We start from the raw sequence: 25,852 nt of genomic DNA, 5'->3' as shown, positions 1-25,852 counted from the left end.
AGGATTGTATCAGCCCTTTTGATACGCACGGATCTTTTTCTCCGTTCCTTGTATCATATAATAATCCAAGAAAATTATACTATGATGTGGTTATGATTTCAAGCCTGACGGTCGGAAACCTTTGCTCGTCTTTACAATAATCTTGTCAAATACCATGAATAAGGACGGAAGGATCAGCACAACAACCACCATACTGATCAGTGCACCTCTCGCCATCAGGATACACAGTGAACTGATCATATCGATATTGGAATAAAGTCCGACACCGATCGTTGCAGCAAAAAAGCTGAGCGCACTGACGATGATCGACTGTGCAGAGAACTTATGCGCTGTTGTGATCGCGTCAAATTTGCCTGCGCCGCGGCTTCTCTCTCTCTGATATCTGGTGGTCATCAGGATCGCATAATCCACAGTCGCGCCAAGCTGGATCGTACCGATTACGATTGATGCCACAAACGGCAGCTTTGTTCCAGTGTAAAACGGAATACCCATATTCACAAAGATCGCAAATTCGATCACACCGACCAGGATCACCGGAATAGTAATTGATTTGAACAGAAGCAGAATAATCACAAATACGATTCCAATAGACACTGCACTTACACGCTTAAAGTCCGTGTCTGTAATGTTGATCAAATCTTTTGTCAATGGTCCTTCTCCTACCAGCATTGCACCCTTATCATATTTATCCATGATCTTATCAATCTGCTCAATCTGTTTGTTTACTTTATCCGTTGCTACTTTGTACGTAGAATTTACCATCAGCAGCTGGTACTTGTCATTTTTCAGCATACCGGTGACAGATTCCGGGAGCATATCTGCCGGGACACCGGAGCCGACCAGATTATCCAGTCCAAGTACCCATTTAACACCATCTACTTTTTCAATCTCCTGTGACATCTTCTTAACATCAGAACCTGCAACCGAGCTGTCCACTAGGATCATATGTGTGGTGTTCATATTGTAATCTTCTTTTAATTTCGTATTCGCAATGACACTCGGAAGATTCTTTGGCAGCGATTCGTCCAGATTGTAGTAAACACCTGTGTGATTGTTTCCGTAAATCGCCGGAAACAGAAGGATCACAAATGCTACTACATAAATCACATAACGCTTTGTCACCTTATCTGAAATCCTTCCAATATCCGGAAGCAGCGGTTTGTGTTTCGTCTTCTCGATCAGCTTGTCACAGCACAGGATCATGGACGGAAGAACGGTTACACAAACCAGAACTCCGAAGATAACTCCTTTTGCCATAACGATACCGATATCTTTTCCAAGCGTAAAGCTCATAAAGCAGAGTGCGATAAATCCGGCAACCGTCGTAACTGAACTTCCGATTACGGATGAAAAGGTCTGGGAAATCGCGTGTGCCATCGCCCGCTCTTTATCTCCGTTATAGCGCACCTGCTGCTCCTGATAACTGTGCATCAGGAAAATAGAATAGTCCATAGTGACACCGAGCTGAAGTACCGCTGCCAGTGCCTTCGTAATATAAGAAATCTCTCCAAAAAATACATTCGTTCCAAGATTATATACGATTGCGATTCCGATACTCAAAAGGAACAATACCGGAACAAAAATCGATTCCATCGTAATTGCCAGAACCAGTGCAGAAAGTGCGACTGCGATCAGTACATAAAGCGGTGTTTCCTTTTCGGCAAGCTCTTTGGTGTCCTCTACAATCGCAGACATTCCACTTAAGAAGCACTGCTCTCCGGTGATCTTACGGATCTCGGTAATTGCCTTCATGGTTTCATCGGATGAAGTTCCGTCTTTGAAAAATACCGCCATCATTGTTCCGTCTTCTGTGTTGTACTCATCATACAGCTTTGACGGAAGCACGCTCTGTGGAACCGAAATATCAGCCAGTGAATCATACCAGAGTACATTCTCTACTCCGTCTACCTTCTCTACCTTTTCTTTCAGCTTCACAATCTCTTTATCTTCCATGCCGTCTACCATCAGCATCGAAAATGCCCCGATCCCAAAATCATTCGTCATGATCTCTTGTCCCTGCATTGTCTCAATGTCTTCCGGAAGATAAGTCAGCACATCATAGTTGATCCTGGTGTTCACATACCCCCACACAGCCGGAATCAAAAGGATAATACTGAGTATCAGTATCGGTACTCTGAATTTAACAATCTTTTTGCCAACCTTTACCATACTTTATTCCTCTTTTCTTTTTATTTTTTCTCCTTTAATGACTATTGGTCATTTATTTTACAAAACCAATATACAACAAAACTGACCATAAGTCAATTTGTTTGTTGACTTATGGTCAGTTTTTTTATAATGTTATTTAGACCGGTAACCTTATGCGTAATCTTGCTCCATAATATGGCAACGGGCAGACTCTGTTCCCCGAATCCGCCCGTTCATTTACGCTATTCATTTATGCCTTTTCCGTCACTTCATTATGATTTTTGCAAAGCACCTGTCCAGCCACATAGCAGACCGCTGCAACTGCCATACCATTGATCGAAGCAATTCCCCATGACACAAGATTTGCTACCACTGCACCTGCGATTACACCGATCACGGCAAACCAGTTCACAGTTTTGATTTCTACTTTATCACTGTCGTACTCCTTCTTATTTATGAAGTACGAGAGCACCAGGATGATCCCTACCGGCGGAAGGGTACAGTTCAGTACGTTCAGCCAGTTACAGAAATTGTAATACAGCCATACAGAAAGAAGTGTTCCGATAATTCCTGAAATCAGAACCATCGGTTTCTTCTTCTGCCGGAAAATATTTGCCAGTCCAAGACCTGCTGAATACAGCGCATTGTCGTTGGTGGTCCAGATATTGAGTCCCAGAACCAGAATCGCCATATAGAACAGATTCAGACGGATCATAACCTCAAAGATATCATTTCCGCCAACGAAAATATAGGCAATCGCCCCAAAAAAGAACATCAGTGAATTCCCGATAAAGAATGCTACAACCGTTGCAATTGTACCTGATTTGGCATCCTTTGCAAATCTTGCAAAGTTCGGAGTTGCCGTTCCGCCTGATACGAAGGAACCGACTACCATACCCGCTCCACCGATCACGGTCACAGATCCACTGGATACTGCAAACTGGTCAACGATCGTTCCATTTCCCTGCCGAACTGCCATCACCATTGCTACCGTTCCAAGAATCGCAACGAGCGGAACTGCAATATAGCTTACCACCGTAAGGGAATCAATTCCGAAATATGCAGAAGCGGTCATACAGCCTCCTGCAACCAATACCAGAGCCCACATCGCAGCCTTACTTCCACCGAGAAGTTCTCCTGATACCGGGATTGCAAACATCGCAACACCCACACCGAACCATCCGATCTGAGTGAAGCTGATCATTGCAGAAGAAAGATAAGATCCTTTTTCTCCAAACGCTCTTTTTGCCAGAAGATCCATGCTAAGTCCGGTCTTTGCACCTACATATCCCAGAAGTCCTGTATACATACCAAGGATCGCTCCTCCAAGGAGAAGGGACTTGATAAATCCCCAGAAATCAAGTCCTGCTGCCATCTGCTGCCCAACCCACATACTTGCCGAGAAAAATGTAAATCCCAGCATGATCATAAACATGGTCAGGAAACCTTTTCTGCCCTCTTTCGGAACTGCCTGGTCCGCATAGTCAATATCAACAGTTGTATCTTTCGTGTTTTTGCTCATTTTTTACCTCATTCCATTCTCTGTGATCAACAAGTTCATTCTTTTTATAGCATATATTTCTTCAAAGAATCGGTAAATTCGGTAATTCTCTGATCTGCCAGTTCTTTTAATGTAATATTTTTCATACTCTCGATATATCCCTGTTCCTGACGGTACAGCCACTTGGTGTCTGCCGGACGGATCTTCTCATAGTGGTTCTTCTCGATCCAGTCCTCATAACTGATCGGTGTCGGGTATCCAATCTTTTCATCAAGCAGTTCTTTAAAATCAATCTTATCTGCTCTCTCTTTGATTCCTTCCCAGAATTCCAGAACTTCCTCTACATGCTCATGAATCTCATAGCGTCTTGCCCCGCCATCGTAGATGATACATTTTTCAAAAAGCGGACTGCACATGGAAAGTGTCTCTCTTCTAAACTCCGGCGCGATGATTCCATCCTTCCAGTAGAAGTCCACATCCGGAAGGTTGATTCCTGACACACCTTTATCCTGATAAGTACTGAAAATTCCTTCATAATACACGGTAATGAACCCTTCAAATTCCGGCCAGAACTCACGGATCTCTCTGGTAAGATTCTCAAGAATCTCAATTCCCTTTGTTCCACCAATTGTGAAAATGATAATATTACGAAGCTTTGCTCCGTTCTTCCTGTAAAAATCTGTCACATAGCGCAGGCAGTGGATCAGAGTCTCCCCACTTGCAATGATATCTCCGATCATCAGTGTACTGTCCGGAACCATGGTAAGCTTACTATATTTGATTTCAAGCCCTGCAATCTCTTCATCCGCAAATACACGTTCACTGGATAAGAAACTGATATCGTGTACACGGATGTGCTCTCTGTAGCAGCTTTCCTCCAACGGATAGTTCAACGCTCCTCTCAAGATAGAAAGAATATTTGCAGTTGTCACTTTCTTCTGTTCCTTAAAATAGTAAAGCATCTGAGATGTAGAAGGAATCAGGCAGTCATATACCTCATATCCGACGATCTCCGGTGTATTCAGAAGCTTTCTTGTCTCTGCTTCCGATACAACATAATATTCATTTACATAGTTCCCACCGGCCAGTTTATAACAGGCTACACCCTGTTCATTAAATTCCGGCACCAGCTTAACCTGATTCCAATTTTTCATCTGTGATTTTCCCCTTTTCTGTAAGTCCACTTTTCATAACAATAAACATTCTACAAAATGTTATGCTGAAAGTGGGGGAATGTCAAGTGGAAATTAAAAAAGAACGCCCCTGTTTCCAAGAACATTCTTTTCCATTTCTCTATTTACATCACCATCTGGAACACCAATACCATCAAAGGCATCGTCACAATCGCTCCAAGTGTAGTCAGCACACTGATCGTACTGGCATATCTGGAATCATTGTCATATACCTGACACATCTGTGTAACAGTTGAAGCAACCGGCGAAATTACCGCCATAAATACAATCAAAAGGATTTCTTCTCCTTCTTTATTCCATCCCACAAGACCACTTACCTTCAGGATAAGCAACGCAATAAGCGGAATCACGATCAGTCGCATAAACGAAATAAAATATGCTTTCTTATTCGTCAATACTTTCTTTAAATCCATTCCACCGATCAGCATCCCAATTACAAACATACTTGCCGGTCCAATCATTGCTCCGACTGAACTAAGCGTTCCTGTAATGATTTCCGGCAGACGTATTTTTGCAAAAAACAAAGTAATCGCAATGATAATCGTAATGATATTGATATTAAAGAATATTTTCTTCAGATTAAATCCTTTTTCATGACTAAGTACTTTTTTACAGTGTGTCCAGAAAAAGATAGTCTGAAGTCCCATAAATATACACGCATAAAATACCCATTTATCTCCAAGCATAAATGCAACAAGTGGTACGATCAGATTTCCAGAATTGGAATAGTAAATGGACATCGTTTCCACTTCATTCAGATGAAGAACCTTTCCAATCAGGTTGACGATTGGAAGTAATATAAAAAGAAGCAATAACGATGCAATGCAAGCCAGCTCCAGTCCACTCACTTTTTCCGGCGTATAGTCTACCTGAAATGCATTCAGAATCACACATGGTACAATCAAATAGAGCACCAATGTTGACAGTACTTTACTGTCTTCATCTTTCAACAATCCCATTTTTACTACCGCATATCCCATAAAGATCATAATAAACAATTTTGCAATCTGTTCCATCAGAAGTATACTCAGTTCCATTTTTGCCCTCTTTTCCTTTTCGTTAAAATCTAAAAGCATAGCTACGTTACACTCGCTACGCCACTGTCCAACCTCCAATTTTAAAAGAAGCGGATTGCCAGACGCAACTCGCTTCCTATTATTTCATTTCTTTTCTATCGGTTTATTTCTCGTCTGTCAGATTTTTCCATCCTTTAAACAATACCAAATCCCCTGTTCTCTGTCAAGAAATCTCATTTTTCAGACTTTTCTCTTGCTACACCTGTCCCAGAAGCTCTCTGCACTTCTGGTTCATCTCACCCAGTTCCTGCGAAATCGTCGCTGTATTACTCATATTTTCATTCCTCATATCTTCTTTTTTGTGTGGATAAGTATACGGTTTCTGGATTTTCATTTCTGTTGTAATAACAACATTATTCCGATTTATCTGTTCCAATCAAGACTTTCTTTCCATAAAACGCGAAACCATAATGCCGGATCTTTGATTTTGGGATACCATCAAATAATAATCCCATTCAGATGATCGCACTCATGCTGAATAATCTGCGCCGTCCATCCGCTGTATTTCTGTCTCTGCCGTTTAAAATTGATATCTTCATATTCTACTTCTATTTCCTGATAGCGCACACATTTTCTTACACCATCCAGAGACAGGCATCCTTCTTCTGTCTCATACTTTCCGTTTCTCTTTACAATCTTCGGATTGAACATCGCAACATTCATAAATCCCATATTGACTGCAATGATCGCTTTATTTACCCCGATCATATTTGCTGCCATTCCCACACAGCCATCTTCGTGCGCTTTTAATGTATCCAGTAAATCAATTGCAACTGGAAAATCTTCTTTCGTTGCTTTCTCTGCCTTCTGGCGCAGAAAAAAGAGATCTCTCATAATTGGTTTTACCATTTTATCTTTCCCCTTTCCGTAGTACTAGTTACTGTTCACAGTATCTGTGACCAGCAACTAGTACTTTCCAGTATACACGATTTTTCCCATTTTTAGGTTGGAAAAATTGGAAAATGCACATATAATTAGATTAGTTTTCAAATACAAACAGGAGTGTATTATCTATGAATAAAATCAAAATCATAAAAAAGAACGATGAATATTCTTCCGAATATCAGATCGGAGATACTTTTAAAATCGAGGGCACCTGGTATGGTGGTGTTCATATCATCGGCAAGACCGGCGCACCGGTTTCTCTTGATAAAGATGAGTATATTTATCTGGATGCAGATCCGGAAAATAAAATAGATTCTTCGTCTGTAATTTCCCACCCGGAATCGTCTGCCTCAACACAAACCAGTACGGTTATCCCAGAAGCACAGTCTGCTCTTACGCTTTCTGCCGACACCAGAAAAAATGACACAGAACCTCTCCGTGAAATCCATGTCGGAGATATTGTGCGCCATTTCAAAAGAGAATGGGTATCAGAAGAGAGCACCAAATACCTCTACAAGGTACTGGCTTTTGCTGAACATACCGAAACAGGCGAAAAGCTGGTTGTATACCAGGCCATGTATGCACCATTCAAAATCTGTGCAAGACCATATGATATGTTTATGAGCGAAGTCGATCACCAGAAATATCCAGGTGTCAGACAGCACTGGCGTTTTGAAGTAAATGAATAAATCATGATTAAATAAAAATGGAGAATCTCTCCCAGTCCCCGGCTGATACCGGAGCGGATGATTCTCCATTTCAGAATGTCTGCTTTGTTTGTTTCTTCTTATTTCAGGTTCTGATACTCCTCAATCACCTTATCCATCAAGCTTTCTGCTTTTTTATACACTTCTTCATCCATCTGATTGTATGGGAAAATTGCGCGATCCGAAATTTCTACTCCTCTATGTTGCATTAGTTTTTTGAACAAGAGCGAGAAATTTGAATCCATGTCATAGAGTGGCATCAGTTCATGTGTATGATTTGGTTCTGACACGGAGTCCTTTAAACCTTTAATATTAGTATTATTTTCTACCAGTTTTTTCAAGGTTTCCGGAGCGATGGAATGTCCACTTCTTACCGGGAAATTATAGATATAAAGATTTCCTTTTATTGACTTTGCAAGCGTATCATAATATACAAAAATCTTTTCCTGATCCAGTGCATAATAACATGGTCCGATAACCATTGCTCCTTCATAGCCCATTTCATTCACTTCATTTGACAACGCCACAGTATCTTCAAAATTAAGGCTTCCGGTTCCAGCATAAAGCTTTGTGCGCCCTGCAGTATAACCTACATAGAATTTGAAGAAATCATGTTTCTACTGTTTCGTAAGTCCTGTAAATTCACCGGACGATCCCAACACAAAAATTCCATCAACGCCTCCTTCAATCAGGAAATCAATTACCTTTTTATTCCCTTCATAATCCGGTTTTTCTTTTTCATCAAAAACTGTAACAACTGGTGTACCGGTTGCAATAATGTCACCAGCCTCCAGAGTAATTCCTTTGGACAATTCTGCAATCAGCCACTATCCATGTCTGGTCTGCAGATCTCTTGAAGAAAGATCATTAAATACGGAATATCCAAATACATATTCTTCTGCTCTTCCATTCTATGTACCGATCCATCTGTGCTGCTTTTTGCGGATCACCATTTACCACTGGATTACAATAATACGCCAATCGCAGCTTTAAGTGTATCCATGCCAACTTTCCGTATTTCTGGGGAAAAAGAAAAAGAAGTTGTTCAGATTTTATGGGAAGCCAAACACCGAATTGAAGCCCACTTTCAAGTGTATGGTGTTAATTTGGGAAATTAAAAAAACCTGGCAGAAAGCAAAATTCACTTTCTGCCAGGTATTTCATTTTTCTATACGCCTTTTCCTTCCCCTGCAAAATATTCTTTTACAAGTTTTACCACAACTCCTGATAACAGAAAGACTGCAATTAAGTTCGGGATTGCCATCAGTCCGTTAAATGTCTCTGCAATATTCCACATCAGTCCAAGATCCATCGTTGCTCCGACGATCGCAACCAGTGAATACAGCACCATAAACGGTTTGTTGATCTTCGTTCCAAATAAAAATTCAATACATCTGGTTCCATAAAGTCCCCATCCGATAATCGTTGAAAATGCAAAGCAGCACATTGCAACCGCGGTAAAGATCGATACCCAGCTCCCATATGTAGAAGTAAATCCAAGAATCGTAAGCTCCGCACCTGCTGCCTCCCCGTAACCAATCGGAACTCCGCTGCACAGGATTACCAGTGCGGTCAGTGTACAGATTACGATCGTATCTATAAATACCTCAAAGATTCCGAAGAATCCCTGTTTCACCGGTTTTTTTGTATCTGCACATGCATGTGCAATCGATCCGGTACCAAGACCTGCCTCATTAGAGAAAATTCCTCTGGACACACCTTTTTTCATACTGATAAAGAAGCTTCCGACTGCCCCTCCGGTAACAGATGTCGGTGTAAATGCACCTTCAAAAATTGAAACAAATACATGTGGTATATTTTTTAAATTCAACAGAACCACTCCGGCAGCTAACAGAACATAGATAACCGCCATGAACGGTACAAGCTTTTCCGTTACCTGTCCGATTCTCTTGATTCCACCGAGAAGGATCAGTGCAATCAACACCGCAAGCACAATTCCGATCACAAGATTGACCGTCTTTGCTGCATCCACTCCAATCACCCCGTAATTGAATAATGCGGAATCAATTGCTGTCGTAATCGTATTGACCTGTGTCGCATTTCCAGTTCCAAATACTGTCAGCACACCGAATGCAGCAAACAAATATGCAAGCCAGTGCCAGTTTTTATTCAGACCATTCTTAATATAATACATTGGCCCACCGACCAGATCCCCTTCTGCATTCTTTTCACGGAAATGTACGGCAAGTGTTACTTCTGAAAATTTAGTACACATTCCAAGAAGTGCGGAGATCCACATCCAGAAGACTGCTCCCGGTCCGCCGATTGCGATCGCTCCTGCAACTCCTGCAATATTCCCGGTTCCAACTGTCGCCGCAAGCGCGGTACAGACCGCCTGAAATGGTGTCATTGCACCATCTGTGGCATCTTTTTTCCGAAGCATGCGCCCAATCGTCACCTTCATAGCGTATGGAAATTTTCTGATCTGGATAAATCCGGTTCTGACACTGAGCAGAAGTCCTACTCCGATGATACAGATCATTGCCGGCACACCCCAGATAAAATTATTGACTACATTATTGACCGACTCAATTGTAGATAACATCCCTTATTCCCCTCCAGGATTGAAAGATTTTCCTCTTCATCTTTCATTTTCTTATTTTTGGTATATAAAATGAATATTTTATTTATTATACACAATTCGTCAAGGAAATACAACTGCTTTTTCATGGCGGACGTTTCTTCTTTTTTATGCCTCGTAACGTATTTCTTCTTTTATTTTATCCTGGATTTCCACAAGAACTTCCATTAAAAGCGGATTGAACGCTCCGCACTCTCCGTTCAGGATCATCTTCATCACCTGCTCATGTGAATACGCATCTTTATATACACGCTTACTCACCAGTGCATCATAAACATCTGCCACAGATACAACCTGTGCCGCAATTGGAATCTGTTCTCCGATCAGACCATCCGGATACCCTTTACCATCATAACGTTCATGATGCCATCTGCAGATCTGGTACGCGATCTTGATCATCTTCTCATCCTTATAATGCTCCAGCTTATCCAGCATAGAAGCACCAATCAGCGTATGCTCTTTCATAGTCTCAAATTCTTCTTTAGTCAGCTTTCCAGGCAACGGATCAGCTCGAGCACATATGGCTTCTCATCCACTTCTATATAACGTGCGATCACTTGATAAATTCTGCCATTTACAATCTCCAGCTTTCCTTTTTCTTCTTTCGTGGTCGCTGCACGCATCGCTACACAGTTATCACAGGGTGTTTCCCGTTTTCAATAATGATAGCAGCTCTGCCCTTCGTTGATTTTTCTCCATTCTTCATCAATATCTGATATATTTCCAATTGGGAAAAGACGGATCTCCTGAAAGATCTTCCGAAAATATTGGATTTCTTCTTCTAATTGTCCTTTTGTCATTCGTTCTTCCGCATTCATGTCTTTTCCTCCAGACTTCTACTACGCAGTTTCCTGTTATTTCCATTTCTAATTATTTTACAATATTTACAAAAAATAAAAAGAATTATCCCGATATATGTGAAAAAATTTTTGTGAAGCATAGGCTACATCTGCATTATTGTAAGAAAGACTGTGCCTCGGCACATTCTCGCGCCGAGCACAGTCTCTTGCGACATTCTTCACCTTCGTGCGAGTGCGCATTTCCGGCACGCAGTGCCTTTTGTTTCATAGGAAGTTTCTTCAGAATTTCCTATGAAATGAAAAAAGGACCACCAAAACCTGTTTCCGGGAATTGGTGATCCTTCATGAAATACTTATATAACTATCCTTTTATGTAATTTATTTTCTCGTCATCACGCGATTTTCTACCGCTTCAGTCATCGGAACTTCCGCTGTCACTGATGCATTCTCGATTTCCACAGAATAGGTCTTGTGGATCAGACAGTTGATCGGATCTTCTGTCGTAATGACCAGTGCCAGACTATGTCCAGGCTCTACCGTATATCTTGTCGCATTCAGATAAATATGGTAATCATGGTATTCACCCTTTTTCAGTTCGATACTGTTCTGTGCTGTCTCCGGTTCATATCCTGCTTCCGGATTGCACAGATCTGCAAATGCCCGTGTGATCACACGGTATTTCTTATGTACAGTAGCAAACTCCGCTTCATTCCATGCCGGAACCTCTCCTCCGCTGATAATTCCGCCTTCTTTTACCACATTGACCGGAATTGTATTTCTCTGCGGATCTACAGACTGAATGCTGTCAAATTCTTCATCGCACACGTCACAAAGAAGAAGAGTAAGCTTCACATCATCCATACGTCCTGACATTTCATGCATTCCAAGCTTCATCGTCAGAGTATCTGCATCATTACTGTTTACCGGATTGAAATCTGCTTCTGCATCTCCATCTTTTAACGCTGCTCTTAATCTTACGCAGGTTGTTCCCTGTAATGTCACTGCCTCTTTAAATGGATCCGTCACATAACGCTGTGCCATATTGCTTGATCTCACACCCATCACATCATCGAAGTTCTCTGCACTGACACCCGCTGTTTCCCAGTCTGTATCGATTACAGTTGTTCCCTGTTCTTCGCACGTAAGATTCATCTTATATGCTGTCTCCCAGGAATCTGCTGTCTCCCATTTTCTCTGGTCATAGTTCATCTGCACCAGGATTGCCGGTCTGTTCTCTGCACCATTTTCAACTCCGTATAAATAATGAGAAATCCATTCATTGATAATATCATCATAGAATTTACCATCCACAAGGATTCCATATCGCTTCGGCATCGTTGGTGTAATATGTGCACCCTGATGAAGGATTGCTTTTACATTCTTTCCTGCCTTCTGGAAAGATTTGTACATCATCTCATACTGCTTGGTAGACACGTTCTCGTCATTCAGTCCCTGTACGATGAGTGCACTGCATTTGATCCGGTCTGCATGAAGACGATAATTTCCCATACCCCAGAATTCCGGATTATAGTCAAATCCACCCTTGATCTGCTGAAGACTCATCTCATGATGGAATGCTGCCATATCCTCCCGCTGCTTCTCGGTTAATGTCTCATCATTGTAGCGGCTGGAACAAAAATAGGCAAGGAAGCTGTTCAGCATTTCTTTCGGCCAGTACCGCTGTGCGCCCTGCATGTTCTGCTGGCTGTACCAGTCCGCGATTCCTGCGATCGGTACGATTGTCTCCAGTCCTTCTACTCCTGTTGTTGCCACTGCAAACGGCATGGTTCCGGCGTAAGATCTTCCTGTCATGGCAACCTTTCCGTTGGACCAGTCTGCCTTTGTCTCAACCGTTCCTTCGCGGTCTGCATATCCGATACGGTCTCCATGCAGCCATTCTACAATTGCTTTGAAAGCGTCTCTTTCATAGTCTGAACCAACATAATTGAATCCGTCAGATCCTTTTGAACCAAATCCCGCACTTAAAACAACTGCAAATCCACGTACAAGATAATAATCAAAGGTGTCGATATTTTCAAAAACCATAATGTTATTATTTCCTTTATCCGGATAATACCAGTCTGCCGGATCTGCTTTTAAAGAAAGATCCATTGCACTGATACATCCTTGCGGAACATGCGCATCCACTTTTTTGTCAAGATCTGCAAAATTAACCGGATGATATTCTTTTTCTGCCACTTCTTTCATATGCGGATATCCATCTTCCTGGACTCCCGCCGCATATGGACGTGCCTCATATAAAGTTGCAGCCTTATAATTCCCCTCTACTGCACTTCTTGGTACCTGGACAACAGCTTTCACAAGATCTCTTTTTCCATCTCCGTCCACATCGTAATCCGTTTCCACATAAACACAATATCTTACGATACTGGATGTTGCCGGATCATACTTTTCTCCTGTCTTTCCATCTGTAAGTGGAAATACCGGCTGTGCAAGTCCGTTCTCAAATACTGGTACTTTGCTGTAATTCTTTTCGTTCATGGTAAACCTCCCAAACATTAAATAAATACTCGGATCTAATCACATATTATTTCCCCAATATTATTGTGATTTCATTTCTCCATTTCCTATTATAACGGGATGCAAGAAGAACTTCAATGAGATATTTCGCTTTATTTTATAGTTTACTATACCTGTTTTCTTTTCTCAATTCTATAGAAATAATCTTTTAGACATGCTATAGTAAACTTATATTTTACATAGATTTATCTGAAATTTAACAAACAAAAAGGGGATATTATGAAAAAGAACATAAAAAAGATATTAAAAGTTCTCGGAATCTTCCTGCTTATCATTCTGGTTGCGCTGATTGCATATCTGATCTATCTCTTTGCAAGCTATCACCGCATTCCGGATAATCAGGATTTGAAGATCGAGAAAACTTCCGATGGAACAGCCGCAGCTGACACACTGACAACCGAGAAAGAATATTCCGCTCTGACCTACAATGTTGGTTTCGGAGCCTACACGCCGGACTTCAGCTTCTTTATGGACGGCGGAAAATCTTCCTGGGCAAAAAGTAAGGAGAGTGTCGAATCTGATATTCAGGGTGCCGGAGAACTGGTTGCTTCCAAAGATCCGGATTTCGCACTGATCCAGGAAGTTGATCTGAACTCTACACGAAGCTACCATGTAGATGAATATTCAATTTTAAAGGATACGATTCCAAGTTACACTACGGTATTTGCACAGAATTACGATTCCGCATTCCTTTTTTATCCATTCACACAGCCGCATGGTCGCAGCCGTTCCGGACTTGCTCTTTTCTCCAAATATCCGGTTACAGATTCTCTGAGAAGAAGCTTTCCGATATCGACAAGCTTCAGCAAGTTCTTTGACCTTGACCGCTGTTACAGCATTTCCAGAGTCCCTGTAGATAACGGGAAAGAACTGGTTATCTTCCTGCTGCACATGTCTGCTTACGGCAACAGTGATGCGATTCGCGAAGCACAGATCCGTATGCTAAGTGCAGATATGGAAAAGGAATACGAAGCCGGTAATTATGTACTTTGCGGTGGTGATTTCAACCATGACCTTAAGGCATCCGAAAAAGATGCAGAAAATTGTGAGTCCTGGGCTTATCCATTCCCACGCGAAGAGCTTCCGGAACACTTTTCATTCTGCCTGGACAATCTTTCTGACAGTGAAAAGGATGCTCTCTGGGACAGTGCACGGAATGCAGATATGGAATATGTACCTGGTGTGACCTACACGGTGACGCTGGACGGATTTATTACTTCCGATAATATTGAATGCACAGAATATAAAAATGTAAATACCGGATATAGCTACTCGGATCACGATCCGGTGTATATGAAATTCAAATTATTAAATGAATAATATGTAAAAAGGCAGCTGATCTTTTCAGACCAGCTGCCTATGTTTTCGTCTATTTTCTTTCGTCCTACTCCAGATCAATCTTCTCCTGCAATACCACACAGCCTGCCATATCACCAATAACATTTACACAGGTTGCTCCCATATCGCAAAGCGTATTGATACTGATATAAACGCCCATAACACCTGCCGGAAGTCCTGCCATCGTAGCAAGTGCCGCAAAGGATGCGATTGCAATACTGGAAATCTGGTTGGAAACACCAAGTTCATTCTCCACACAACTCTTACTGATCGGAATGGTTGCTGAGCTTGAACAGGTTCCGAATGCATTCAGTGCTGCCGGCATGATCGCGCGGAAAAACTTAAACGGACTTGTCTTTCCAAAAAATTTTACTGCACCGCCGTACACAATAAATGCAAATCCATAAAATGCAACATACAGAATGATCAGCTGTGTTGCCAGTGATACGATCGTACTCGTTCCATTTGCTTCTACAACCGGAACAATGGTACAAAATACACCGATCAGTGTAAAATACATAACAGTACTGATTACCTTCAGACACACCTCGTTACAGGAATCAATCACCTTTAATAATGGCTCTCCCTTTTCTCCGATCGCAATCCGAATGATCTGTTCATAGATCATGATCTGTCTTCCTTTCTTTTGACAAATCTCAAGTACTGTCTGAAATAATTTTTACTTTTTTCACGATTATGGGATAAAATTTTATATTGAAAATGCAGATGACAGTCCTTCCGGATTTCGTCACCTGCTTTTCACTCTTTCTATATTTTCCGCACTGAATTTCCATCTCTAATCTTTACAGGAAACCGGTACGAATAATTTTTCTGCTGCCATTCCGGATCCTCCATCATCCGCAGAAGATGTTTTGCTGTGATACGTCCGAGCTGATACTTTGGATGCACCGCTGTCACCAGCTGGATACTGGTACTCGAATCCTGAAGCTCTGCATCATCAAAAGATACCAGCGAAATGTCCTCCGGCACATGCAGCCCTCTCTCTTCCAGGAACTCCATGTAATAATCCGCCACCTCATCATTGTAGACCATCATCGCCGTACAATCCTTCGTCCGTCTGTACATCCTAAGCAGTCCCTTTTTGCTCAGTTTCTCCTCCATATCCTTCGTCGAATACCAACGAATACAGTCATCATCAAATTTCACGCCGTAATCTGACAGGCACTGAACAAATCCTTTGTACCGCTCAATCCCCTGCCTGTCATCATACTTGAAGATTCCGCCAATCCTTCGGTGCCCGTTCTCGATCAGAATCCTGGTCAACTCGTAAGCTGATCTGGAATCCGACATTTCTACACTGTCAAATGGCATATTTTCATAATGATTGTGGATAAACAGTGTCGGAATATTTCTTCTTTTGATTTCTTTATAAAGACGAATGTTTGGATTTGGAAATGCCGATCTCGATCCTTCAATGATCAGACCACTGACATTTCCTTTGAGCAGACCTTCCAGATAAATCGCCTCATCATTCAGGCGGTTCTTCGTTACCGCAACCTCAATTCCATATCCTTTTTCTGTCAGCGAAGCTTCAATCCCGTCGTATACCCGCGGAAACAGATAATCAGAATAATAGCTCAAAAGAAGACCTATTTGTGGTCTTTCTCCATTTACTCCACTGCTGTCATAAGAAACATAGGTTCCGCTTCCCCTCACACGGGTAATCAGGCCTTCTTCCTCCAGTTGCTGCAATGCAGTCCTTACCGTCTGCCTGGAATATCCAAACTTCTTCTGAAGGCTTGTCTCTGACGGAAATTTATCCATATTTTTAATCACACCACTGGTGATCAGTGTGTGTGCCCAATTATATAATTTTTGGTATTTAAGTCCTTCCTGTTCTGTCTTATGCATAAACTCTCCATTTCTGCCACATAGACCAAAAATCAGGATCCGCAATCTTATTTGGACTGCAAATCCTGACTTCCGATCTGTATACATCCGGAAAATTCTTCTCGTAAACGAGAACTGTCAGTTCCCCAATATGTAAATTATTATTTGATTACCTGGATAGATTCTCTGTCTGCGAATACTGCCACGAAGATCAGGAATACAACACCCTGAATGAGCTGCATCATCTGTGTTGTGAATCCCATCATTGTCAGTCCACTGTTCAGTACGATGTACAGTAAAGATCCAACAACAATATTTTCAAAACGAACCTTTGCGCCACCGGAAATCGGCATACCACCTAATACCAGCGCGATCAGAATCTGTGTTTCCAGCTGGTTACCACCTGAAGATGTAACCGATCCGACTTTGATTACATTGATAAATGCCGCAAATCCTGTAATTGCACCTGCAAGTACATAGATGAGGAATTTCATCTTATCTGTACGGATACCAGAGAACATTGCTGCTTTTTCACCGGCTCCGATTGCTTTCAGATAAGTTCCGAACTTTGTATAACGGAATGCAATGAATCCAATAATCAAAATAACTACCGTACATGCAATCTTAAGTCCTGTACTGTCATAGTTGATCAGTTTTGCAGAACCCGCAACAGGTGCATTTGTTGTAAAGTATTTGATAAATCCACGGAATAAGAACATGGTACAAATTGTAACAATGAAGGATTTAATCTTACGGAATACATAGAAGTAACCATTCAGAGCTCCAATTGCCGCACCAGATGCAATGCCACCGATAATTGCGAGTGGAATGCTTTTCTGTGAAAGAATACATACAACGATGGATGAAATACCGAGGATAGATCCCTGAGAGAAATCCAGACCTCCCATTGTCATAATGAAGAAAACACCCATAGCTGCAATCATAGTTACATATACCTGTGAAAGTACCAGTGACATATTTCCCATCATACGGAAATCTGTCAGGACATTGAATAACAGGAAAATAACAACCAATCCTACGATTGGCAGGAGCGAACGAATTAAGGCCATTTTAGATGCCTTTTTCAGCTGCTGCTCTTTATCATTTGTTTTTGCACTTACTTGACTTCCCATAGCTGCCTCCTTATACCATCATAGAAATAAGACCGTTTTCATCAAGGTTCTTATCTCTATCCAGCTGACCACTGATTTTTCCATCTTTCATAATTACGATACGGTCGCACATACCGATCAGCTCCATCAGCTCTTCCGAAATCATGATAATGGATTTTCCATTCTTTCTCATCTGATTCATTAACTGGTAAATATCCTGTTTAACTTTGATATCAATACCACGTGTCGGGCTGTCCAGTACAACAATGTCAGAATCTTTTCCGATCCATCTTGCAAGAACGACTTTCTGTTTGTTACCACCTGAAAGATTTGATACAAACTGGTTTACATCTACCATCTTTACAGACATCTGTTTTGCATATTTGTCTGCAAATTCTTTACGCTTCTTATCACTTAAAAGATGTGACTTTCCTGCCAGTTCATCCAGTGATGGGAGGCAGATATTGTCTCCGATACTCTGATTCAGAACAACAGATTCATTATCACGGTCTTTTGATGTGTACGCAATGCTGTGTTTGATCGCAGTCGGAATATCATTAATCTGTGTTCCATCTGCCAGTGTTACGCTACCTGTACGGTCATAAGATGCACCGAAAATAGCTTTTCCGATTTCATGCATACCAGATTCTGAAAGTCCACCGAATCCAAGGATTTCACCTTTATGAAGATCAAATGTTACATCTTCGATCAATCCAGGAACAGTAACATTCTTTACTGATAATACAACTTCGTCAGATACTTTTTCGCCATAATCTGCACGATAATAATCACCTGTTACTTCACGTCCTACCATCAGCTTCTTCAGATCATCTTCTGTTACATCTTTACTCTTAACGGTATCGATGTAAACACCATCTCGAAGAATTGTAATTGTATCAGACTTGTCAAGAATTTCCGGAAGGTCATGAGAAATGAAAATAACTGTATTTCCACTCTTTTTGATTCTTTCCATATGTTTGTAAAGCTCTTCACGTCCTTCCTGTGAAAGAGCAGTTGTTGTCTCATCAATAACAACAATCTTCGGATCAAAGTATGTAGCCTTTACAATCTCAACCAGCTTACGGTCTTCAAAATTGTAATGATCGATCATATCAGCTGCTTTGATTCTGTCAAAACCATATTTCTTTAAAAGCTCTGTTGCTTTCTTGTTCATAGCATTTGTATTTTTAATTCCAAAATGTACGAACTGATCCTCATGTCCAAGGAAAATATTCTCTGCAACTGTAAGCCCTGACAGAGTTCCAAGTTCCTGTACGATGATAGATACACCTTCATTATTTGCTTCTACCTGATTCTTCGGATGGATTTCTTTTCCGTCCAAAATGAACTGTCCGCTTCCAATGCTGTAGATACCGGTCAGCATGTTGGTCAGAGTTGATTTACCAGAACCATTTTCTCCGATCAGTGCATGAACCTCTCCTTTATTTACATTGAAGGATACATTCTGAACTGCTTTTGTAATACCGAAGTTTTTACAAAGATTTTTTACCTGTAATCTTACTTCACTCATTGCTGTCTTCCTCCCTTCATTACTTGACGATTTCGCCCTTAGTAGCCTTTGTTGTCACAGTAATGATAATAAGCAGTGCAAGTCCTGTGATAACATCCTGAATTGCAGTCGGTGCTCCGAGAGCAATGAAACCGAAGAAAATGATGTTGATTACGAACTCACCGATGATGATTGCCGGAAGCGGCATTCCGTATTTCTTAAATGCAAGACCGAAGAAACATCCCATGGTCGGAACGAAGTTTCGGCTCATAGATGCCATTCCGGTAACAGCTACCATAGATGAACCATAGCTGATTGTCAGGATTGCCATAACCCCAAGGAACGCACCACTTAAGATAAATGCAAGTACTTTATATTTATTTACGTTAATACCCATATTCTTTGCAACGAATTCATCACTTCCGATTGCATAGGTATAAGTTCCGATTTTAGTATAGTTTAAGAATATGTAAGCTACTACACAAGCCACTAATGCAAGAATAATATCCCATGGCATCTGACCAAATGCACGAATATTTGCCGGAAGCGTCTGCTCAACACCGCCTGCAATATAGTTTGCGATTGACTCATAAATAAGAGCCAGACCGGTTGTTACGATCATTGATGGAATACGAAGCTTTACATAGAAGATACCGTTCAGTATTCCAACGATTGCGCCTGTAAGAACGCATCCAATAATAAGTCCCAAATAGCCCATGTTGAATCTGGTTGCAAATACACATCCAACGATTGCGGAAAGCATGATGTTTGCACCAATTGAGAAATCGAACATTCCCATTACCATTACAAAATAAAAACCAACTGCACCTACGGTAGCAATCAGGCTCGCCTGAAAGTAATTGAGCATATTGGAAAAGGAACCGAAGTTATGTGGTGTCAAGATTTTAAAGATCAGCCAGGAAAGTACGACCAGACCGATTAAGATCAGATATCCCATCACTTTCCCTGAAAGTTTTTTACTAGTGCCCATATTATCTACCTCTTCATAATTGTCATTTCTGATTTAGAAAAGGTGGCATCGCCTTTGCGACGTCACCCTTTCTGAGTTAATAGTCGTTACTATTTGTCTATCCTAGTTACCTGCACGTGATGCTGCATCTTCAATAGATAACTTAGCAGCTGTTGCCTTTAAGTCTTCCATGCTGAGTTTAGACATATCAACCAGTTCTTCATCTGTGTATGGAAGCTGGTCTACGAAATATTTCTCATATGCTTTGTAGTCATCTGGTGATGATACATACAGATATGGGAATGGAACATCTTCGAATTTGCCACCGAAGTCTTTGTAGTTTCCTTTGATTGCATTGTAAACCATCATGAAGGAAATCAGCGGGTCACAGTAATGTCCGCCAGATTCACCAGCCATAGATCCATTTTCAAGTCTTTCTCCAAGGTCTGGGAGGAAGTCTGTAGAAACGATATCAATATCACTTGTCTTGCCTGCACGTTCAACTGCTGCGATTGCTCCCTGAAGTGGATCTCCACCACCACCAGCTGGGATCAGTGCATCAAGATCTGGATCTGCTGCCATTAAAGCTTCTGCTGCTTTTGATCCACCTTCTGAAGTTGTACCTGCATACTGTGGTTCAGAAAGAGTTGCCTTATCGTTCGGGTTTTCTTTATTCCATTTTTCAACGCCTGCTTTGTAACCTTCCCATCTTCCAAGCCATGTAGCATCTCCCTGCTCCCAGCCAATAAGACCGATGTTACGATCTCCTTTTTCAAGAAGGATGTTTACAAGTTCTTCACCGTTTGCCGGTTCATCTTCATGTACAGCTCCGATGTAGTAATCAGAATCTTTAGCTACCTGATAAATATCTGCGCTGTTCTCTTCACTGATCACACGGAAGAACTGTGCAAGATAAACTTTGTTGTCATTACATGTCTTGATAGCAGATGTCATTTCTGTATCAGATGAGTTACAGATGATGATTCCCTGGCATCCTGCTGCTGCAAGCTGTTCTACAGATGCTGTAACTTTTTCAGAAACATGTCCCTGGTCAACATACTGTACTTCGACATCAAGAGCTTTTGCTGCTTCATCAAGGATCTTCTTACACTGTGATCCAAGTACGTCTGTTGAAGACCAAATAGAAACACCAATTTTGATCTTGCCTGATTTTGAAGCACTCTTGTCAGAAGATCCACTTCCACTACCACCACATGCTGCAAGTCCGACTACCATTGTAGCTGCCATTGTAGCTGCTGTTACTTTTTTGAAAACTTTTTTCATATCTTCTCCTCCATCTCCGTTTTCTTGATGATTTGATTATATTATTTGAGTCTGTGCTTTTCAAGAAAATACAAGAAAGTTTTTGTTCAAAGTTGTATTTTAAACGTGTATTTTATCCACCAAAAATGTAATGTTTTTATTCATTTTGTGCATTATGTCCTTATAGTGATCGTTTTTTTTCAGTGAAAACTAGATTTTTGTGCGTTATGTGTAAAATTTTCATGAACTGACAATACAACTTTCATTTTCTCTATACTTGTATTGTAAATGTATACAAATCACATGATTACATACCTTTTTTTCTTTTTTGATATTATACATACACAGCCTTAATCCTTCCTTAAAAATTTATAGATTTTATGCATTATGCACAGCTTATTTCCTTTTATTATCCACTTGACATAAGTCCGAATTCAGACTACAATATATCGAGTACGATTTCAGACTTACTATCATCTGATTTCGAAATCTACATAATTATTTAAATGAGGTGAACCATGAGCACGGATTCTACTGTACTTATCAGCAAATATTTAAAAGAATACAATCACATATATAAAGAAGCAAATGAAATTTACCACGAAGCTGCCCGCAGACTGCATCTGTCAGACAGCGCTTTTGAGATTTTCTATACAATTTTTGAAATGGGCGATAACTGCCTGCAGCGTGATATCTGCAAAGCTTCCTGCATGCCAAAGCAGACGGTTAATTCATCTATACGAAAACTGCAGACCGACGGTTATCTTACCCTCTCACCCGGAAAAGGACGAAGTATGCATATCCATCTTACAGCTTCCGGCAAGAAGCTTATTCAGGAAAAGCTGCTTCCTCTCATCCAGATTGAAAATGATACTTTAGCTTCTTTCAGTCCCGAAGAATGTGAACAGCTTCTGCGCCTGAATGCCAAATATAATCAGACCTTACGTTCTAGACTTTCTAACCTTGAGGAGGATCTATAAACTATGAAAATTCAATTATCCGAACACTTTACTTATAAAAAACTTCTACAATTTGTGTTTCCTTCTATTATAATGATGATCTTCACATCCATTTACAGTGTGGTTGACGGACTTTTTGTCTCCAACTTCGTTGGAAAAAGCGCTTTTGCAGCGGTTAATCTGATCATGCCTTTTCTGATGGGCATCAGCGCTCTCGGCTTCATGATCGGAACCGGCGGTAGTGCCATTGTTGCAAAGACGCTTGGTGAAGGAAAGATTGAAAATGCCAATGAGTATTTTTCCATGCTCGTCTATATCACTGCTATCGGAGGAATCATTATCGCAATCCTGAGTATGTTCCTTGTAAAACCGGTTGCCATTTTATTCGGTGCAAGCGGTACTCTTCTTGACAACTGCATTTTATATGGACGCATTCTTTGCATTTCGCTGCCTGCTTTTATGCTGCAGAATGTATTTCAGAGCTTTTTTGTAACTGCCGAAAAGCCACATCTGGGACTTCGCGTGATCGTGATCGCCGGTGTGACCAATATGGTTCTCGACTTTTTATTTGTAGCTGTACTCCACCTCGGACTTCCAGGTGCCGGGTTTGCGACTGTATGCGGAGAGTTTATCGGAGGACTTTTCCCGTTATTCTACTTCGGACGGAAAAACTCCAGCTTATTAAAGCTTGGAAAAACACATTTTCATGGCAGAATCTTATTAAAGACCTGTACCAATGGCTCGTCCGAGCTTATGACCAATCTTTCCAGCTCTGTTGTAAATGCTCTTTATAATATGCAGCTCATGAAATTTGCCGGTGAAGACGGCGTTGCAGCTTACGGAACGATCATGTATGTCAATTTTATCTTTGTTTCGATCTTCTTTGGTTATGCGATTGGAAGTGCCCCGATCGTCAGCTATCACTACGGTGCCAACAATCAGGATGAACTAAAGAATCTTTTCCACAAGAGTATCCGGCTGATTGGAACCTGGGCTGTTTCCTTATTTATCATCGCGCAGCTCATCGCAACGCCACTCGCCACATTGTTTGTCGGTTATGACCAGGGGCTTTTTGAACTGACACGCAGTGGGTTCCGTCTGTACAGCTTTGCGTTCCTGATCAACGGGTTCAATATTTATGGCTCTGCATTTTTTACCGCGTTGAACAACGGTCTGCTCTCTGCGCTGATCTCGTTTCTCAGAACACTGGTCTTCCAGATGGCAGTGGTTCTGCTACTTCCACTGCTTCTCGGGATCAACGGAGTCTGGTGCTCGGTTGCAATTGCTGAACTTTTAACTTTATGCGTTACCGGAACTTTTATCGTCCTGAAACGTAATACTTATCATTATTTGTGAACTACTCGGCAACTAAGTTACCAGAGCATCTGAATTTTGGCGGGATACCGCCTTTTTTCAGGGTGCCGTTGCTAGAATCAAACTTTTTGAACCAAAAATAATATTTGTTATTGAACCAAATCATTCGAAGTGCTATAATCAATTTAAGTTTTGAACTTCACTGTTTTATTCTTAAATTGAACTTTTTAGTTTGAAAGGAGATTCTCAAATGACAACTTTCTCAGATAGACTTAAAGAGGCGATGTATGCACAGAACCTGAAACAGATTGATCTGGTTCATATCGCCGCAGAAAATAATGTAAAATTAGGTAAAAGCCATGTAAGCCAGTACGTGAGCGGAAAAACTGTTCCGAGAAATGATATCCTCCATTTTCTGGCAGATACGCTTCACGTAGATGCCGATTGGCTGCTCGGTGACAGTCAGGAAAACTTTACTGCTCGGGAAAACAACTCCGTTGCCCCAAAAGCTCCGTCTACCACTAAGACTTCTGGTTCTGTCGGAACTTCAAACTCTTCAAAAAGGGGAACTACACCGATGAAAAAGACAATAACCGACAAAAATGATAACGATAATGCAGGAAGTTCTGCCATGCATATATTCAAAAAATCGTCCAAACTCGATAATGTATTATACGATGTCCGTGGACCGGTTGTTGAAGAAGCTGCCCGTATGGAAGAACGCGGTACCCACGTACTGAAGCTCAATATCGGTAATCCGGCTCCGTTCGGCTTCCGTACACCGGATGAAGTTATCTATGATATGAGTCAGCAGCTTTCTGACTGCGAAGGATATTCTCCTTCTCAGGGACTTTTCTCTGCACGTAAAGCAATCATGCAGTATTCCCAGATCAAAAAGCTGCCAAATGTCACGATCAGTGACATTTACACCGGAAATGGTGTCAGCGAACTGATCAATCTGTGTATGTCAGCTCTTCTTGACAACGGAGATGAAATCCTGATTCCGTCACCAGACTATCCTCTGTGGACCGCCTGTGCCACACTTGCCGGCGGAAAGGCTGTTCACTATATCTGCGATGAACAGTCTGACTGGTATCCGGACATCGAAGATATGCGCCGTAAGATCACAGACCGTACCAAAGCTCTTGTAATCATCAATCCGAACAACCCGACCGGAGCACTTTATCCGAAAGAGGTGCTGCAGAAGATTGTTGATCTCGCAAGGGAACATCACCTGATCATTTTCTCAGATGAAATTTATGACCGCCTTGTTATGGACGGAAAAGAACATATTTCCATTGCTTCACTGGCACCGGATCTGTTCTGCGTCACCTTCAGCGGTCTTTCCAAATCCCATATGATCGCCGGATTCCGTATTGGCTGGATGGTTCTCAGCGGAAATAAAGCAATCGCAAAAGATTATATCGAAGGAATCAAGATGCTTTCCAATATGCGTCTCTGCTCCAATGTTCCGGCACAGTCTGTCGTTCAGACCGCTCTCTGGGGCAATCAGAGCGTCAACGACTACCTCGTTCCGGGCGGACGTATTTACGAACAGCGCGAATATATTTACAAGGCACTGACTGACATTCCGGGAATCACTGCCGTCAAACCGCAGGCTGCATTTTATATGTTCCCGAAGATCGATGTAAAGAAGTTCAACATTGTAAATGATGAAAAATTTGCACTGGATCTGCTGCAGGATAAGAAGATCCTGATCGTACAGGGAAGTGGATTTAACTGGAAACAGCCGGATCATTTCCGGGTAGTATATCTGCCACGAATTGAAGTTCTGAAAGAAGCTGTGGGAAAAATTTCTGATTTCCTGAGTTATTATAGACAGGGGTAGAATGATAAGCACCGCCGGAAAAGAAAAATAGGGTACGGGTTCCGTTGCACTGGGCATTCCGATGAGCTCCCGAAACCGTCAATTGTGTCAGCAATGGCTTCCACAATTGACTGGATCTCATCTCCATAGTGCAAAATCACCCGTACCCTATTTTTCTTTTCCGGCTCCTTCTGCAATTTTACTGCATCTATAAATATTAACAGAAATAGAATCTTTTGACCCTGGTATCATCA

The 25,852-nt window shown here is 41.4% G+C and carries 21 protein-coding genes and 3 pseudogenes; 5 read left to right on the top strand and 19 right to left on the bottom strand.

Going from position 1 to position 25,852, the window contains the following annotated elements:
- Positions 1-90: 90 nt before the first annotated feature.
- From PGY05_RS03720 to PGY05_RS03695, 6 genes are all read right to left on the bottom strand, one after another.
- On the bottom strand, positions 91-2,169 hold the full coding sequence (locus PGY05_RS03720) for an efflux RND transporter permease subunit (RefSeq protein ID WP_195548863.1): 2,079 nt from the start codon (positions 2,167-2,169) through the stop codon (positions 91-93).
- Between the two features lie 229 nt (positions 2,170-2,398).
- Positions 2,399-3,670, bottom strand: a complete 1,272-nt coding sequence (gene codB, locus PGY05_RS03715; RefSeq protein ID WP_270475377.1) for a cytosine permease — start codon at positions 3,668-3,670, stop codon at positions 2,399-2,401.
- A 44-nt stretch (positions 3,671-3,714) separates the two neighbouring features.
- Positions 3,715-4,803, bottom strand: a complete 1,089-nt coding sequence (locus tag PGY05_RS03710) for a hypothetical protein (protein WP_044999117.1) — start codon at positions 4,801-4,803, stop codon at positions 3,715-3,717.
- A gap of 143 nt (positions 4,804-4,946) precedes the next feature.
- Positions 4,947-5,879, bottom strand: a complete 933-nt coding sequence (locus tag PGY05_RS03705; protein WP_270475376.1) for an AEC family transporter — start codon at positions 5,877-5,879, stop codon at positions 4,947-4,949.
- Between the two features lie 235 nt (positions 5,880-6,114).
- Positions 6,115-6,294, bottom strand: a complete 180-nt coding sequence (locus PGY05_RS03700) for a hypothetical protein (protein WP_270475375.1) — start codon at positions 6,292-6,294, stop codon at positions 6,115-6,117.
- Between the two features lie 62 nt (positions 6,295-6,356).
- The gene (locus tag PGY05_RS03695; protein ID WP_270475374.1) at positions 6,357-6,767 is read right to left on the bottom strand and encodes a peptide deformylase; all 411 of its coding nucleotides are present in this window, start codon (positions 6,765-6,767) and stop codon (positions 6,357-6,359) included.
- A 164-nt stretch (positions 6,768-6,931) separates the two neighbouring features.
- Between PGY05_RS03695 and PGY05_RS03690 the strand changes: the two genes are divergently transcribed.
- Positions 6,932-7,492 (top strand): DUF1653 domain-containing protein, encoded by a 561-nt coding sequence (locus tag PGY05_RS03690; protein WP_195601977.1) that lies wholly within the window; start codon positions 6,932-6,934, stop codon positions 7,490-7,492.
- A 98-nt stretch (positions 7,493-7,590) separates the two neighbouring features.
- Here the strand turns inward: PGY05_RS03690 and PGY05_RS03685 are convergent.
- The 7 genes and pseudogenes from PGY05_RS03685 to PGY05_RS03655 all read right to left on the bottom strand — a co-directional run bounded on the left by PGY05_RS03685 (position 7,591) and on the right by PGY05_RS03655 (position 13,414).
- Positions 7,591-8,331: pseudogene (locus PGY05_RS03685) on the bottom strand (dihydrodipicolinate synthase family protein).
- A gap of 6 nt (positions 8,332-8,337) precedes the next feature.
- A pseudogene (locus PGY05_RS16655) lies at positions 8,338-8,409 on the bottom strand (hypothetical protein); the annotation flags it as partial.
- Positions 8,410-8,678: 269 nt separating this feature from the next.
- Positions 8,679-10,076, bottom strand: coding sequence for an alanine/glycine:cation symporter family protein (locus tag PGY05_RS03675; RefSeq protein WP_175305748.1), 1,398 nt, complete (start codon positions 10,074-10,076; stop codon positions 8,679-8,681).
- 144 nt (positions 10,077-10,220) lie between these two features.
- A pseudogene (locus tag PGY05_RS03670) lies at positions 10,221-10,610 on the bottom strand (HD-GYP domain-containing protein); the annotation flags it as partial.
- Positions 10,598-10,735: a hypothetical protein gene (locus tag PGY05_RS03665; protein ID WP_173692168.1), complete on the bottom strand. Its 138-nt coding sequence runs from the start codon at positions 10,733-10,735 to the stop codon at positions 10,598-10,600. The gene PGY05_RS03665 and the pseudogene PGY05_RS03670, both read right to left, overlap by 13 nt.
- 33 nt (positions 10,736-10,768) lie before the next feature.
- Positions 10,769-10,930 (bottom strand): hypothetical protein, encoded by a 162-nt coding sequence (locus tag PGY05_RS03660; RefSeq protein WP_195368611.1) that lies wholly within the window; start codon positions 10,928-10,930, stop codon positions 10,769-10,771.
- Positions 10,931-11,290: 360 nt separating this feature from the next.
- A complete protein-coding gene (locus tag PGY05_RS03655) occupies positions 11,291-13,414 on the bottom strand; it encodes a CocE/NonD family hydrolase (RefSeq protein ID WP_270475372.1) in 2,124 nt (707 codons plus the stop codon).
- 258 nt (positions 13,415-13,672) lie between these two features.
- Here PGY05_RS03655 and PGY05_RS03650 point away from each other — a divergent pair, with 258 nt between their 5' ends.
- Entirely contained in the window at positions 13,673-14,773 is a 1,101-nt protein-coding gene (locus tag PGY05_RS03650) for an endonuclease/exonuclease/phosphatase family protein (RefSeq protein ID WP_270475371.1), read from the top strand.
- A 64-nt stretch (positions 14,774-14,837) separates the two neighbouring features.
- On the opposite strand, the gene PGY05_RS03645 is transcribed toward PGY05_RS03650, so the two are convergent.
- The 6 genes from PGY05_RS03645 to PGY05_RS03620 form a co-directional block, all read right to left on the bottom strand.
- The gene (locus PGY05_RS03645) at positions 14,838-15,419 is read right to left on the bottom strand and encodes a cation:dicarboxylate symporter family transporter (protein ID WP_330672942.1); all 582 of its coding nucleotides are present in this window, start codon (positions 15,417-15,419) and stop codon (positions 14,838-14,840) included.
- A 140-nt stretch (positions 15,420-15,559) separates the two neighbouring features.
- On the bottom strand, positions 15,560-16,663 hold the full coding sequence (locus tag PGY05_RS03640) for a GntR family transcriptional regulator (RefSeq protein WP_022220032.1): 1,104 nt from the start codon (positions 16,661-16,663) through the stop codon (positions 15,560-15,562).
- A gap of 140 nt (positions 16,664-16,803) precedes the next feature.
- On the bottom strand, positions 16,804-17,775 hold the full coding sequence (locus PGY05_RS03635) for an ABC transporter permease (RefSeq protein ID WP_008373378.1): 972 nt from the start codon (positions 17,773-17,775) through the stop codon (positions 16,804-16,806).
- Positions 17,776-17,785: 10 nt separating this feature from the next.
- Positions 17,786-19,285, bottom strand: a complete 1,500-nt coding sequence (locus PGY05_RS03630; protein WP_008373376.1) for a sugar ABC transporter ATP-binding protein — start codon at positions 19,283-19,285, stop codon at positions 17,786-17,788.
- A 19-nt stretch (positions 19,286-19,304) separates the two neighbouring features.
- Complete coding sequence (locus PGY05_RS03625; protein WP_022220034.1) at positions 19,305-20,255, bottom strand: ABC transporter permease; 951 nt, start codon at positions 20,253-20,255, stop codon at positions 19,305-19,307.
- Positions 20,256-20,357: 102 nt separating this feature from the next.
- Positions 20,358-21,518, bottom strand: coding sequence for a sugar ABC transporter substrate-binding protein (locus tag PGY05_RS03620; RefSeq protein WP_008373370.1), 1,161 nt, complete (start codon positions 21,516-21,518; stop codon positions 20,358-20,360).
- 497 nt (positions 21,519-22,015) lie between these two features.
- Between PGY05_RS03620 and PGY05_RS03615 the strand changes: the two genes are divergently transcribed.
- From PGY05_RS03615 to PGY05_RS03605, 3 genes are all read left to right on the top strand, one after another.
- The gene (locus tag PGY05_RS03615; RefSeq protein ID WP_008373367.1) at positions 22,016-22,477 is read left to right on the top strand and encodes a MarR family winged helix-turn-helix transcriptional regulator; all 462 of its coding nucleotides are present in this window, start codon (positions 22,016-22,018) and stop codon (positions 22,475-22,477) included.
- A 3-nt stretch (positions 22,478-22,480) separates the two neighbouring features.
- Complete coding sequence (locus PGY05_RS03610) at positions 22,481-23,812, top strand: MATE family efflux transporter (protein ID WP_055247477.1); 1,332 nt, start codon at positions 22,481-22,483, stop codon at positions 23,810-23,812.
- A 208-nt stretch (positions 23,813-24,020) separates the two neighbouring features.
- Positions 24,021-25,619 carry an aminotransferase class I/II-fold pyridoxal phosphate-dependent enzyme gene (locus PGY05_RS03605; protein ID WP_022220038.1) on the top strand — a complete coding sequence of 533 codons (1,599 nt, stop codon included), beginning with the start codon at positions 24,021-24,023 and terminating at the stop codon, positions 25,617-25,619.
- The last annotated feature ends 233 nt before the right edge of the window (positions 25,620-25,852 follow it).

Origin of the sequence: Coprococcus sp. AF51-11b1 (assembly GCF_027682785.1) — a bacterium.
GTDB lineage: Bacteria > Bacillota > Clostridia > Lachnospirales > Lachnospiraceae > Allocoprococcus > Allocoprococcus comes.
Note: the sequence above shows the minus strand (reverse complement) of the source record. Positions and strands in the feature narration are given on the sequence as shown.

Coding starts and splice junctions, on each gene's coding strand:
- PGY05_RS03720 (WP_195548863.1), bottom strand. CDS start 2,169: ATGGTAAAGGTTGGCAAAAAGATTGTTAAATTCAGAGTACCGATACTG.
- codB (WP_270475377.1), bottom strand. CDS start 3,670: ATGAGCAAAAACACGAAAGATACAACTGTTGATATTGACTATGCGGAC.
- PGY05_RS03710 (WP_044999117.1), bottom strand. CDS start 4,803: ATGAAAAATTGGAATCAGGTTAAGCTGGTGCCGGAATTTAATGAACAG.
- PGY05_RS03705 (WP_270475376.1), bottom strand. CDS start 5,879: ATGGAACTGAGTATACTTCTGATGGAACAGATTGCAAAATTGTTTATT.
- PGY05_RS03695 (WP_270475374.1), bottom strand. CDS start 6,767: ATGGTAAAACCAATTATGAGAGATCTCTTTTTTCTGCGCCAGAAGGCA.
- PGY05_RS03690 (WP_195601977.1), top strand. CDS start 6,932: ATGAATAAAATCAAAATCATAAAAAAGAACGATGAATATTCTTCCGAA.
- PGY05_RS03675 (WP_175305748.1), bottom strand. CDS start 10,076: ATGTTATCTACAATTGAGTCGGTCAATAATGTAGTCAATAATTTTATC.
- PGY05_RS03665 (WP_173692168.1), bottom strand. CDS start 10,735: ATGCGTGCAGCGACCACGAAAGAAGAAAAAGGAAAGCTGGAGATTGTA.
- PGY05_RS03660 (WP_195368611.1), bottom strand. CDS start 10,930: ATGAATGCGGAAGAACGAATGACAAAAGGACAATTAGAAGAAGAAATC.
- PGY05_RS03655 (WP_270475372.1), bottom strand. CDS start 13,414: ATGAACGAAAAGAATTACAGCAAAGTACCAGTATTTGAGAACGGACTT.
- PGY05_RS03650 (WP_270475371.1), top strand. CDS start 13,673: ATGAAAAAGAACATAAAAAAGATATTAAAAGTTCTCGGAATCTTCCTG.
- PGY05_RS03645 (WP_330672942.1), bottom strand. CDS start 15,419: ATGATCTATGAACAGATCATTCGGATTGCGATCGGAGAAAAGGGAGAG.
- PGY05_RS03640 (WP_022220032.1), bottom strand. CDS start 16,663: ATGCATAAGACAGAACAGGAAGGACTTAAATACCAAAAATTATATAAT.
- PGY05_RS03635 (WP_008373378.1), bottom strand. CDS start 17,775: ATGGGAAGTCAAGTAAGTGCAAAAACAAATGATAAAGAGCAGCAGCTG.
- PGY05_RS03630 (WP_008373376.1), bottom strand. CDS start 19,285: ATGAGTGAAGTAAGATTACAGGTAAAAAATCTTTGTAAAAACTTCGGT.
- PGY05_RS03625 (WP_022220034.1), bottom strand. CDS start 20,255: ATGGGCACTAGTAAAAAACTTTCAGGGAAAGTGATGGGATATCTGATC.
- PGY05_RS03620 (WP_008373370.1), bottom strand. CDS start 21,518: ATGAAAAAAGTTTTCAAAAAAGTAACAGCAGCTACAATGGCAGCTACA.
- PGY05_RS03615 (WP_008373367.1), top strand. CDS start 22,016: ATGAGCACGGATTCTACTGTACTTATCAGCAAATATTTAAAAGAATAC.
- PGY05_RS03610 (WP_055247477.1), top strand. CDS start 22,481: ATGAAAATTCAATTATCCGAACACTTTACTTATAAAAAACTTCTACAA.
- PGY05_RS03605 (WP_022220038.1), top strand. CDS start 24,021: ATGACAACTTTCTCAGATAGACTTAAAGAGGCGATGTATGCACAGAAC.